The following is a 12,847-nucleotide window of genomic DNA, read 5'->3' as shown; positions in this document are numbered from 1 at the left end:
TTGAGGCTACTTATTCTCGTCATCAGAAATTTTGAGCAAGATTTTATCTAACAGACAGGTGGGTAGAATCCGCCTAAGCAGGGCGAAGATCCAGGTTGGTGTTGTCACATAGTAGCGAGCCTTGGGGCGGGGGTGGGTCAACGCATGCTTTAGCGGTTTCAGTACGGCTTCGGGTCCCAGGGTAAAGGGATCATTTTTACGTTCAGCGCTCTGTTTAGCTAAACGCTTTTCGACCGCTTCATAGACCGGACGGTGGAAGCTTTCCTGTTGTGGGATATGGGTGAGAAAAGCATTGTACGCATTTTTACGAAAATCACTTTCAATCGGGCCGGGTTCTATCAGGCTGACAAAGATGTTACTGCCAGTTAGCTCCTGACGCAGCGTGTCAGTTAAGCCCTCTAAAGCAAATTTGGAAGCGTTGTACGCACCACGGTATTTTAAAGTGATCAGTCCGAGTACCGAGCTGTTTTGGATAATTCTTCCATGGCCCTGTGCACGCATGATCTTGATGACTTCACAGGTAAGCTCGTGGGTACCGAACAGGTTAGTTTCAAATTGCTTTGTGAGTACCTCACGGCTGAGATCTTCGACCGCACCGGGCTGCCCGTAGGCACCATTATTGAAGAGTGCATCTAGGCGTCCATCTGTCTGTGATAACACCCAGTTAATCGCAGCATGAATTGAGCGGCTGCTATCCAGATCTAACTGGGTACTTAAAAAGCCCTCATTTGTCAGTCTGGCAACATCTTCTGCTTTCTTAGCAGTCGCAAAGACTTTGTAGCCCTCTTCTTTGAGTGCTTTAGCACAATAATAGCCAATGCCTGAAGAGCAGCCTGTGATCAGAATGGTATTCATTATTAGACCAGGTGAGTCAGAAGTTAACTGAGAGCCTTAAATGATAATACTTCAGGCCCGTATTAACTATCTGAAATATAAAGAGAATGGGGGGGTTAGGAAATATAGAGAATGATGTTGGTCGAGGCGTTTGACCGAAATGAGGTCTTTTTTCGTTCCAAAGTACCATATCTGCAACCAGCCAGCCTTCCTATTATCAGTCTGTACATACCTTTCAATAACAAAAAACAGAGGATAAGCATAATGTGGACTAAGCCAGCTTACACTGATCTGCGTATCGGATTCGAAGTAACCATGTACTTCGCGAACCGCTAATAGGTTTCCTATCTGTGAGTTCTGTGATTACCCCGGCCTTTGTCGGGGTAATTTATCTTGGAAGGACCCTCATCCCATAGCGGATTCAGCAACACGCATATCAATTTATTTCCGTCCCAATACATAATCAAAGTATGACGGGAAAAACGACGGTTAATGACAGAAGAATAACAATGAAAGTACAAGTCCTAGGTTCAGCCGCCGGGGGTGGATTCCCACAGTGGAACTGTAACTGTAAAAACTGTGCTGGTGTTCGTGCCGGTACGATCAATGCAAAAACGCGCACACAGTCATCTATCGCAGTCAGTGCGGATGGTGAGCATTGGATCTTATTTAATACATCGCCTGATATTCGTGAGCAGTTGGCTAACTTTGCTCCAATGCAGCCTAATCGTGCGATCCGTGATACTGGGATCTCAGCCATAGTCTTCATGGACAGTCAGATCGACCATACTACCGGCTTGCTGATGTTACGTGAGGGTTGTCCTCACAATATCTGGTGTACAGAGATGGTTGAACAGGACCTGAGCAGTGGGTTCCCTGTCTTTAATATGCTGAAACACTGGAATGGTGGTAACCACGTGAACCGTATTCCGGTGGGAGAGGGTGGTAATAGTTTCGTCATCCCTCAGGTTCCTGAGTTAAAACTGACGGCTGTACCGCTACTGAGCAGTGCACCACCATACTCCCCGCATCGGGATGATCCACATCCAGGTGATAATATCGGTATCCAAATCGAAGACACACGCAGCGGGAAAAAATTGTTCTATGCACCAGGCTTAGGCCAGATTGAACCCCATTTACGCCCAGTGATGGAGGGCTCTGATGTCCTTCTGGTTGATGGCACGATATGGCAGGAAGATGAACTGATTGTCAGTGGCGTTGGCGATAAACTGGGGGTTGCGATGGGGCATCTGCCGCAGTCAGGTGAGGGTGGCATGATTGAATACCTTGATACGTTGGAAAAACCGCGCAAGGTGCTTATTCATATCAATAATACCAACCCAATACTGGATGAAGACTCCCCTGAGCGGGCTGAGGTTGAGTCGCACAACATCGAAGTCTCATATGATGGGATGTCTATCGAGTTGTAAAGATCCAGAATAGTGTAGAGGCCAGAACAATAATGAACAGCAAAGCGAACGATAAACTGCCGATGAGCCGCGAAGAGTTTGAGCAGGCGCTGCGGGCAAAAGGTGACCTGTACCATACGAAACATCCTTATCATATTGCGATGTATGAGGGTAAAAGTACGCCTGAACAGATCCGGGGCTGGGTTGCAAATCGGTTCTACTATCAGATCAGTATACCCGTCAAAGATGCAGCGATAATGGCTAACTGTCCAGATCGTGATGTGCGCCGCCACTGGGTTCAGCGTGTGCTTGATCACGATGGCTATGAGGGAGCAGAGGGTGGCATTGAAGCCTGGTTACGTCTGGGTGAGGCCGTAGGTCTGACGCGAGAAGAGATCCTTTCCGGTGAGCATGTATTGCCGGGTGTACGTTTTGCTGTTGATGCGTATATTAATTTTGCTCGACGTGCGACCTGGCAGGAAGCAGCCAGTTCCTCCCTGACAGAGTTATTTGCCCCAACGATCCATCAGAACCGATTAGATACCTGGCCAGATCACTACCCATGGATAAAATCTGACGGGTATCAGTATTTCCGTAATCGCCTAACAGAGGCGCGTCGTGATGTCGTGCATGGTCTTGAAATTACACTGGATCACTACACCACCCGTGAACAGCAGGATCGGATGCTGGAGATTCTTCAGTTTAAGCTGGATGTGCTCTGGACGATGTTGGATGCTATGACCATGGCGTATGAGCTTGATCGGGCACCTTATCATACGGTGACTGAGAAGAAGGTATATCACCGGGGTCTGTTTAATGAGTGAGGATGCAATGATCGATAGGGCGACAAAACCTGCTCTGAATAAGATGTTTCGTTTCCAGTGGGAGAAGGCTCAGAACTCTTATGTTCTACTCTATCCAGAAGGGATGATTCAGCTGAATGGACCTGCCGGAGAGATCCTGGCGCTGGTTGATGGCGAGCGTACGGTGGATCTTATTATTGGTGAGCTTCAGGAAAAATTCCCGGATGCAGGTGAGCTTGACTCCGATGTGCTGGAATTTATGCAGGAAGCAAATACTCAGGGGTGGATTAGCCTTTAATTGATCTGTGTAGCCTGATGGTACTTCAGTAGTAGTTCATTGCTACTATCTTAGGCTGCACTTCCCTCATCAAAGGAGTGATTATAGAGTCAATTCATAATAATAAATGATGATTGATGCTATGAGTGCTTCCCCTTGTAATGGTTCACCCTCCCAGCCAAATCTGGGAGGCTCAACGCCCAAAGCTCACGGTCAGCCTCTCTGGCTGTTGGCTGAATTAACCTACAAATGTCCTCTGCAGTGCCCCTACTGTTCTAACCCGCTCGATTTTTCAGATTTTGGTGGTGAACTGACCACGCAACAGTGGCTGGATCTGTTCCAGCAGGGGCGTGAACTGGGAGCTGTTCAGCTTGGTTTCTCTGGTGGCGAGCCGCTGGTTCGTCAGGATCTGATTGAGTTGATCGGAGGTGCCCATGAGATGGGGTACTACACTAACCTGATCACTTCGGGGGTCGGGTTGAATGAGCGCAAGATGGCTGAGTTCCATAAGGCGGGTCTCGACCATATTCAGGTCAGCTTTCAGGCGAGCGATGAGTCCGTTAACAATATGTTGGCAGGATCAAAAAAAGCGTTCGAACAAAAACTGAAAATGGCCCGTGAAGTTAAGGCTCAGGGTTACCCGATGGTGCTGAACTTTGTGACTCATCGTCATAATATCGATCGGATCGACCGTATCATTGAGCTCTGTGTTGAGCTTGAGGCTGACTATGTTGAACTGGCCACCTGTCAGTATTACGGCTGGGCGTTTGAGAATGTAGAGCAACTACTACCGACAAGAGCGCAGTTGGAACATGCCGAGGCGGTCACTAATCAATACCGGAAGAAATTAGCCGCTGAGGGTAATCCGATCAAGCTGATCTTTGTCACGCCAGACTACTATGAAGAGCGTCCGAAAGGTTGCATGAATGGCTGGGGGCAGGTGTTTTTGACGGTGACACCTGATGGAAAAGCGCTTCCGTGTCACAGCGCTCGGATGTTACCGATTGAATTTCCGAATGTTAAAGAGATGAGTCTTCAACAGATCTGGGATCAGAGCCCTGGCTTCAACTATTTCCGCGGTGATGACTGGATGAAGGAGCCTTGCCGTAGTTGTGATGAGAAGGATAAGGACTTTGGCGGCTGCCACTGTCAGGCGTATATGCTGACAGGTGATATGCACAATGCTGATCCAGTTTGCGGAAAGTCTCCCCATCATGACAAGATAGTCACGGCCCGAAACAGAGCGGAAGAGGTTGTGAATCGTCCAGATGAGTTTGTGTACCGCAATGAGCGTAACTCCCGAGTGTTTGCAAAAGGGTAGTTTTGTTAATGGCTGAGCCGGAATCTGCCCAAAAGCCTGGTTTCTGGGAGTCTGCTTTGGATGAGGCTTCAGCCGTTGCAGCGGGCAGGGAGTTTAGTCAGCTGCAGATTCACAATCAGGGTGGACTTTACTGGGTTGAATATAGCCCCGATAGAAAGGGGCGCAGCCTGATCTGTCGTGAACCAGCTAACCGGCCGGGAACAGTCGAATTACTAACGCCTGAAGATTACAGTGTTCAGAGCCGAGTCCATGAATATGGAGGTATGAGTTGGTGTTTAATAAGCGAGCAGCTCATTTTTGTTAATGCTGATGATCAGCAGCTCTATCTGCAATCACTTGATAATCCTGAACAGATCACTCCCTTAACGTCCCATAATGATCGACGATATATTGAGCCGGTCTGGGATCAGCTACGCAATCGGGTACTTGCGGTAGAGGAGATCCACCGACCTGATGGGGTTGAAAATAGGCTGGTTGCAATCTCCTTAAAGGATGAAGATATTGTGGTTCTGCATCAGGGCTATGATTTCTACGCATACCCGACACTCTCGTCTGATGCCTCTTCGTTGGCATTTATTGCCTGGAGCCATCCTCATCAACCCTGGACATCTACGCAGCTGTTAACGCTCAGATTTACAGAAGATGGAGAGGTTGAATCCGCCAGTGTGGTCGCAGGTGAACAAGAGCCGGAATCTCTATCTCAGCCACTGTATACAGAGAAAGATGAGTTATATGTTGTCAGTGATCGCGATGATTACTGGAATATCTATCAGGTTGATGCGGTAAGCGGTCAACTGACAGCCGTTTCTGCAACCCGGACCGATCTTATTCCTTCGCCCTGGCAGTGCGGCATCCGCCATTACGGGTTTATGGACGATCAACTTGTGGTGATCTCCCTGCTACATGAAGGTGCTCAGTTGATGATCGGTTGCTCCGCTGTAGAGAGCGGATTTAATCACTTCAAATCACTGGCGATAAGAAAAAATAAGTTAGCGCTCGTCGCCGCTTCACCGGACCGATTGCCCGCTGTCTTATTTAAGGAGCTTCAACAAAATTTTCGTATTGTCGTCGGCGGGGAGTCGCCCTTAGCAGAGCGTGATTGTTCCAAGCCTGAAGCAAAACAGTTCGGTTCCGGTGAAACTCAGTGTTATGGGTATCTCTACCCGCCAGCGAACTGTGCCTATGAGCTTGGGCTGAATGAACGCCCGCCACTGGTGATCTTCCTTCATGGTGGGCCGACTGCGGCCACCTATCCCATTCTTAACCTGAAAATCCAGTACTGGACCCAACGTGGGTTTTCAGTTCTCGATCTCAACTACCGTGGCAGTAGTAACTACGGTCGAAACTACCGGTCACAACTGAAAGGGCGATGGGGTGAGGTTGAGATCGAAGATATCCGTCAGGCTGTGACAGAGCTGATAGCCTCCAGAACAATCAATCCATCTGCAATCTTTATACGTGGGAATAGTTCTGGAGGGTACACAGCTCTGAATGCGTTGTGTGAACTTGATTGTTTCGCTGCGGGTGCAAGTTTGTACGGTGTCACAGATCCGGAGGTGCTGGATCAGTGCACTCATAAATTTGAATCATACTATCTGCACTGGTTGATCGGTGATCCGGTTAGGAATCGTGATCGTTATCGAGCCTATGCACCGATCCATAAAGCTAATCAGATAACAGCGCCGGTGATCTTCTTTCAGGGTGAAAAAGATCGAGTCGTGCTTCCCGATCAAACCCGGATGATGGTGAAACAACTCCAGGTACGAGGTATATCGGTGGAAGCCCATTACTTCAGTGATGAGGGGCATGGATTCAGGCAGGCGGGTAACGCTGAACTTGTCTTGAAATCAGAGCTTTCTTTCTACCGAGCGCAGCTTTAACCCCAAAGGAAGATGGACTTCACTGATTCGGGAAATTGGGGGGTCAATAGTAGTAATCGTAATTGACTGGGTTGATACCTCCGTTGCATAAATGTTGCAACTTTATGACTGTGTGAAGATTAGATTAACAATCTAATAACAATAGAGTCATTAAAAATGAGCCGACAAGAGAGATGCTGGGTTCCTTTGATTGCAGGGGTCGCTTTAACGGGTGTAGTCCACGCCGAAGATGTTACTCAGCTGCAGGGTGTAACAGTTATTGGTAACACACCGATTCACGGTGTAGGTATCGAAAAGAGCAGAATTGCCGCTGCGGTTCAATCTGCAAATAGTCAGGAGATTGAGAGGTCTCAGGCGCTGAATGTGGCTGAGCATCTACGTTATAACTTCAGTAGTGTGACCATCAATGAAGCGGTTAATAACCCGTATCAGCCTGATGTGCAGTACCGCGGCTTTACCGCATCCCCATTACTGGGTCTACCACAGGGTCTTTCGGTTTATGTGAACGGGATCCGCTTCAATGAGCCTTTTGGCGATACCGTCAATTGGGATCTGCTGCCTGAAGGGGCGATAGAATCGATAAATCTATTCGCCGGTTCTAATCCTGTATTTGGTCAGAACACACTGGGTGGTGCACTCTCCATTAAACTCAAGAACGGCTTTGATAACCCCGGTTCACAGACTGAAAGTTCAATCGGTGAAGATGGTCGCTTCAATTTTGAAGTACAGACCGGAGGGAATGATGGTGAATTCGGTTATTACCTGATCGGTAACTATTTCGAAGAGGATGGCTGGCGGGATCATTCCCCGACTGAGGTGCAGCAGGGATTAGCGACCCTCACCTGGAGAAATGGTGATAACAACATCGAGCTGACTGCCGCTGCAAACAACAACACGATGATCGGTAACGGTGCGGCACCGATTGATCTGTTTGCGCTTGAAGGGCGTGAAGCGATCTACACACAACCTGATCAGACAGAAACCAATCTGGCACTGTTTGCCCTGAATGGTGATACCTGGATCGATGATAATACACAGCTCGCGGGTAACCTGTTCTACCGTCGAAACAGGGTTAAAACTCTGAATGGAGACGACAGCGATTACGGCTTATGTTATGTCGATGGCGATAATGAAAACCCTCTGGCTGCACCGGCAGGCGGCAGTGTAAATGCATCACTATGTGAAGCTGAAGATGGTTTGGAAGCAGTCGAGTTTAGAGGCTTTGATGATGAGGACTCATTAGCATCAATTGATCCAGCGTTGGCTGCTGATCTGGTGGCGGATGATGAGCTGTTTGATGGTACGTTAAATACCTCTGAAACGAAGATGGAAAGCTTTGGTCTGGGCTCACAGGTTACCTTCCTTGATGATCTACAGGGTAAAGAGAATCAATTGACGGTGGGCGGAAGCCTTGAGTATGCAGAGATCGACTTTCAATCAGATACTCAGTTCGCTGAGCTGAATAATGAAGAGGGCGAAGATCGCGGTGTATCCGGCATTGGTCTGTTTGATAATGAATCCAGTGTGCGCTTAGAAACTGATGTGACACACGTGGGCCTCTACATTACTGATACGCTGGCATTGAATGAAAAGCTGGATCTGACCCTTTCCGGGCGCTACAACTACACCCGAATCGATATGCTGGGTATTGGTGAAGAGAATGAAGATCTGACCGGCAAGCATACATTTAAGCGCTTTAATCCAGCTGTTGGTTTGGCATATCAGGCAACGGATAACCTAAACGTCTACGCTAGCTACAGTGAGTCCTCTCGCGCACCGACGCCTGCAGAGCTGAGCTGTGCTGATCCGGACGATCCATGCAAACTACCCAATGGTTTTGTATCTGATCCGCCGCTAGAACAGGTTGTAGCAAAGAGCTTTGAAGCGGGTGTTCGAGGTCAGCGAGCGGGTTATCAGTGGTCAGCAGGTGTCTTTCACACAACCAATCATGATGACATCATCTTCCAGAATGCCGGGGGGCTGGCCTCAGAGGGCTACTTTGACAATGTTGGCAAAACACGTCGTCAGGGTATAGAGCTTGCTGCATCAAAACGGTATGAAAACCTGAATCTTGGCCTGTCCTACACCTATATGGATGCAACATTCCAAACAGCATTTGATTCAGTCAGCAATAACAATCCGCTGGGTGATACCCGTTCAGTAGAGAGGGGCGATTCAATCCCTGGATTGCCAAATCACAACCTAAAGCTGGTTGCTGATTGGGCTGTGACACCAAAACTGGATCTGGGAGCGGAAGTTTCCTACCAGAGCAGCCAGTACTACCGGGGTGATGAAGCGAACGAAAATGAGAAAGTGGATGGCTTTGCGCTACTCAATCTGCGCGGTGTCTACAAGTTGAAAAATAATATCGAGGTGTTTGGGCGTATCGATAATCTCTTTGATAAGGAGTACGAAACCTTTGGGGTCTATGGCGAGTCCGATGAGGTACTGGAAGATCAGGGTATTGATGACCACCGCTTCGTAGGTCCGGGCAAACCACGCTCTGCAGTGATCGGAATCCGAGCTCGATTCTAATATGAATCATCTCAGGGCAGATAGTATCGGTGGGCTCTGCAAGGCTGATTTGCGGAGCCCGAAATGAGCGGGTCTAACAACCGTTCTAATATGTTGCCGGCAGTGATTCTTTCACTGCTGGCACATGTCGTTTTACTGCTTTGGTTTTTATCAAAAGAACCGATCACGCTCTTTAGCCAGGCCGAAGCTGCTTCGCAAGATTCGATTAGCACAGTCCATATCAATATGGTCGCTAGGTTGCAGCCCAAACCAGAACACAAACCAGAGCCCAAACCAGAGCCCAAACCAGAGCCCAAACCAGAGCCCAAACCAGAGCCCAAACCAGAGCCTAAACCAGAGCCCAAACCAGAGCCCAAACCAGAGTCCAAACCAGAGCCTGAACCAGAGCCTGAACAAGAACCTAAACCAGAGCCTGTGGTTTCGGAGTTGGCCCAGCTCCCCCAGGCAACAAAACCTCAACTCGATCAAAACGGGGTTTTGCTGAAGGTGATTAAAAAGCCCGGTTTCAGGCAATCCCCTGCAGCACCTAAGTACCCAGGGAAAGCTAAAAGGAAGCGTCAGGAGGGGACTGTCATTGTTCGTGTACTGGTGAGTGCAACTGGAGAAAATCGTGAAATCATTATCTATAAGAGTAGCGGCTATGAACTGTTAGATGAAGCGGCGCGTAAAGCTGTTGTTGCCTGGGAGTTTGAGCCGGCCGTCTTGGGGGGAGGATACGCTTCAGCGTGGGTCGAGGTGCCTGTTGCATTCAAGCTAAGGTAATCTGGCTCTAACCTTATCTAGCTATTACGTGCATCTTGGCTATGTCTTATGGCGATGGACCAAAGTATTAGATGAATTCGTTCCGATGCAGAACAGCCAGATGTGTGTTGTAGATGGATAATAAGCATGACTAAGTTTTGTCATGTTCTTTACATCCACTCTCTGGCTTTGAGTTTTCTTTCTAAGAGCTCTAACCGTCGTACTTCGCCTGCTTTATAGCAGGCTTTTTTTTGTCCCAAGCGCCCTCTCTTCTCTGAAGGTTTTGTCCCTATATGTGTCACCAGAGAACGTCCCGTATTTTATATGGGATGTGCTGCCAATATTGCAACGGTTTATGCCTCTGTAAATCAAATTACGTCTAGTTAAAACTTGCATATAAGTCCGAAATGTAGATTAAACGAAAAAAAATACTTCGAAAAAATCGAATATTAATTCAGGTTTGCTCAGTTTTAGTTGTTCCCGATAGTTGTTAGGGTTGTTTTATCGTCATTTCTGGAGTTACTTATGTTTAATGATATTTTATTTATAGCTCATAAAGAAATAGTTTTAACTGATGATCCGGCCTTTAATAAATGCCTCGATTTTATTAGGGAGACAAAGGGAAGAATCACTGTATTTAAAGTGATCACTAGTGAATTACTCCCTGAGCCGGATATTTGTAGTGCTGCTGAATTCAAGGATATTGAAAATAAAACAATAGAGTACAATCGAATAAGGTTGGTTAATATGATTAACGGACTTGATATTGGTGAAAAAATAGATGTCTGTGTAGTTTGCGGGATTGATTTTATAGAAATAATCAAAAAGGCTGACTCGGGAAATTACGACCTGGTTGCAAAGGTAGAAGATTTCAAACGTGATTTTTTGTGTAGTTCCGATTTTCATCTATTAAGGAAGTCAACACTACCTGTCTGGATAATGCGTCATCAGCATGGTGGTGGATATAGTAGGATGGTTATATCAATTGATTTGAAGCTTGAAGAAAATGATGAAGGGGAAGAGCTCAACAGAAGGATTATGTTCGCCGCACGAAGATTTTCGAAAATTCTAAATGTTAAAGTCCATGTGATTAGCTGTTGGTCTTTTTACGGTGAATCTTTACTCAGTAAAAATCCATTCCTAGATTCTGATGATAACTATCTGGATTTAATTAATAAAAAAGAGATTAAATATCAAAAGTTGATGGAAGGTTTTAAAAATAAATATGGCGAAGATATTGAATGTGTACTGGTTAGAGGTGAAGCAGAAACAGAAATACCTCGCTACGTTAATTCTGTAGGTTTCGATATTGTAGTGATGGGTACTGTGGCAAGAACGGGTATTTCAGGTTACATCATAGGAAATACGGCTGAAAATATTTTGCAGTCTATTGCATCATCTGTTGTTGCAATAAAACCAAAGGGTTTTAAATCGCCAGTCATGGTCGATCTATAAGGAAGTTACAGAAACTATTTACGTTGATTTTTCTTAGTGGTTATTGACTGATTATGTACTTTAATCACCCAAAAGAATTGAGTTCTGTGAGGTGAATCTATGAAACCTAATGTTGATGAACCATTAATTACACATCTATATCGATTAGTCAGATTGAGTGTTCGCTTGCTTGCTATTTTGATGGTGTTCGTGATTATCATGGGGGTGGTGGATGTCGGTTGGACAATTTATGAAAAGATGAATAAGCCCCCGATTTTTATCTTAACAATATCAGACATGCTGGCTACATTTGGTGCTTTTATGGCGGTTCTTATCGCGATAGAAATTCTTATAAATATTACAATTTATCTGAGAGATGATGTTATACATGTAAAAATAGTAATGGCTACTGCGCTCATGGCTATTGCACGTAAAGTAATAGTTCTTGATTTTGGTGAAGTTACGCCGGGTTATATCTATGGCCTTGCTGCTGTTGCGCTAAGTATGAGTATTGGCTATTGGCTCATTCACAAATTACCAGTGACATCCCACATTGACTGACCTGGGTGTCGGAGCGGGGTTTCAGGATGAATTCGATCAATTTAAAGCATCTGTATTATTTCTGGCTGACAGCTAGAGAGGGCTCCATCACTAAAGCGTGTGATATTTTAGGGTTAACCCCGCAGACGCTTAGTTCACAGATATCTACATTAGAGTCAAATATAGAGTTAATGCTCTTTAAGCGAGAAGGGCGCAGTCTGGTTCTCACTCCTACTGGGAAGGAGGTGTTTACCTATGCAGACCGTATCTTTGAGGTGACATCACAACTTGAGGAGATGGTCAAAAACTCAGGTAAAAATCGTGTCATTGACTTCTCGGTGGGTATTGCGTCAACCGTTCATAAAATTTTGGCTTGGAAAGTGATCAGGCCAGCTACTGAATTAAGTCAAAAAATACACCTTGTCTGTCGTACTGCGCATGCAAGTGAGCTGCTGCTGGACCTCAAACAGAAAAAGGTCGATGTTGTAATTACGGACTACATACCACCAGACTTAGAGCAGGAAGGGTTGGTTGTTGAAAGTATGGGGTCTACATCTATGTCTTTTTTTTGTAAGGGGGGTAGAGCGAGAGCCTTGGATGAAAACTTCCCTCAATCCCTTTCAAATCAGAATTTTATAAGTTACGGCCGAAATACACCTTATCTACAAAAATTAAGAGATTGGCTACGTGATCACCGCCTAGAGGTGAATATATTTGCTGAAATTGATGATAGTGCTTTATTGAAGGTTATAGGGGAATCAGGAGCTGGTATCTTTTCAGCACCCACCTATATTCAGTCAGAGATATGTAATCAATACTCAGTCGATGTCATAGGATCTGTGCCCGAGGTAAGAGAGGAGCTGTATGCCATCTACCGGTACAGTGGTGCTATCAATCCAATTGTAGAGGCGTTATTAAGAGTCAAAATCGATCAGTAAATTACTTTGTTGTGATCTGCTGTGACGGGTCCAGGTATGGCTATTCAGATATGTTAATTTGAATTTGAGAAAGCGTTTAGGTTTAGGGTTGTACAACGTAAAGAAAGAAGGCCGCGGCTCTGGAGAAGGGGGGAT

12 protein-coding genes are annotated in these 12,847 nt (G+C 46.2%); 11 read left to right on the top strand and 1 reads right to left on the bottom strand.

Annotated features, from left to right (window positions below; translation table 11 throughout):
- Nucleotides 1-6: 6 nt before the first annotated feature.
- Nucleotides 7-855, bottom strand: a complete 849-nt coding sequence (locus Q0882_RS05800; RefSeq protein WP_299179020.1) for an SDR family oxidoreductase — start codon at nt 853-855, stop codon at nt 7-9.
- 243 nt (nt 856-1,098) lie between these two features.
- Here Q0882_RS05800 and pqqA point away from each other — a divergent pair, with 243 nt between their 5' ends.
- The 11 genes from pqqA to Q0882_RS05745 all read left to right on the top strand — a co-directional run bounded on the left by pqqA (nt 1,099) and on the right by Q0882_RS05745 (nt 12,712).
- Nucleotides 1,099-1,170 carry a pyrroloquinoline quinone precursor peptide PqqA gene (gene pqqA / locus Q0882_RS05795; RefSeq protein ID WP_003243383.1) on the top strand — a complete coding sequence of 24 codons (72 nt, stop codon included), beginning with the start codon at nt 1,099-1,101 and terminating at the stop codon, nt 1,168-1,170.
- Nucleotides 1,171-1,343: 173 nt separating this feature from the next.
- Nucleotides 1,344-2,264 (top strand): pyrroloquinoline quinone biosynthesis protein PqqB, encoded by a 921-nt coding sequence (pqqB, locus tag Q0882_RS05790; RefSeq protein WP_299179018.1) that lies wholly within the window; start codon nt 1,344-1,346, stop codon nt 2,262-2,264.
- 32 nt (nt 2,265-2,296) lie between these two features.
- Nucleotides 2,297-3,067, top strand: coding sequence for a pyrroloquinoline-quinone synthase PqqC (gene pqqC / locus Q0882_RS05785; protein ID WP_299179016.1), 771 nt, complete (start codon nt 2,297-2,299; stop codon nt 3,065-3,067).
- Complete coding sequence (gene pqqD / locus Q0882_RS05780; RefSeq protein ID WP_299179014.1) at nt 3,060-3,344, top strand: pyrroloquinoline quinone biosynthesis peptide chaperone PqqD; 285 nt, start codon at nt 3,060-3,062, stop codon at nt 3,342-3,344. The genes pqqC and pqqD overlap by 8 nt, the downstream gene beginning before the upstream one ends.
- Nucleotides 3,345-3,465: 121 nt before the next feature.
- The gene (gene pqqE, locus Q0882_RS05775) at nt 3,466-4,644 is read left to right on the top strand and encodes a pyrroloquinoline quinone biosynthesis protein PqqE (RefSeq protein ID WP_299179013.1); all 1,179 of its coding nucleotides are present in this window, start codon (nt 3,466-3,468) and stop codon (nt 4,642-4,644) included.
- 8 nt (nt 4,645-4,652) lie between these two features.
- Nucleotides 4,653-6,524: a prolyl oligopeptidase family serine peptidase gene (locus tag Q0882_RS05770; RefSeq protein WP_299179011.1), complete on the top strand. Its 1,872-nt coding sequence runs from the start codon at nt 4,653-4,655 to the stop codon at nt 6,522-6,524.
- 156 nt (nt 6,525-6,680) lie between these two features.
- Nucleotides 6,681-9,059, top strand: a complete 2,379-nt coding sequence (locus Q0882_RS05765; RefSeq protein WP_299179009.1) for a TonB-dependent receptor — start codon at nt 6,681-6,683, stop codon at nt 9,057-9,059.
- A 63-nt stretch (nt 9,060-9,122) separates the two neighbouring features.
- Nucleotides 9,123-9,821, top strand: coding sequence for an energy transducer TonB (locus tag Q0882_RS05760; protein WP_299179007.1), 699 nt, complete (start codon nt 9,123-9,125; stop codon nt 9,819-9,821).
- A 504-nt stretch (nt 9,822-10,325) separates the two neighbouring features.
- Nucleotides 10,326-11,255, top strand: coding sequence for a universal stress protein (locus Q0882_RS05755; RefSeq protein WP_299179004.1), 930 nt, complete (start codon nt 10,326-10,328; stop codon nt 11,253-11,255).
- Between the two features lie 99 nt (nt 11,256-11,354).
- Nucleotides 11,355-11,795, top strand: a complete 441-nt coding sequence (locus Q0882_RS05750; RefSeq protein ID WP_299179002.1) for a phosphate-starvation-inducible PsiE family protein — start codon at nt 11,355-11,357, stop codon at nt 11,793-11,795.
- Nucleotides 11,796-11,821: 26 nt separating this feature from the next.
- Complete coding sequence (locus Q0882_RS05745) at nt 11,822-12,712, top strand: LysR substrate-binding domain-containing protein (RefSeq protein ID WP_299179000.1); 891 nt, start codon at nt 11,822-11,824, stop codon at nt 12,710-12,712.
- Nucleotides 12,713-12,847: the final 135 nt, after the last annotated feature.

Source organism: uncultured Neptuniibacter sp. (assembly GCF_947498015.1).
Lineage (GTDB): Bacteria > Pseudomonadota > Gammaproteobacteria > Pseudomonadales > Balneatricaceae > Neptuniibacter.
Note: the sequence above shows the minus strand (reverse complement) of the source record. Positions and strands in the feature narration are given on the sequence as shown.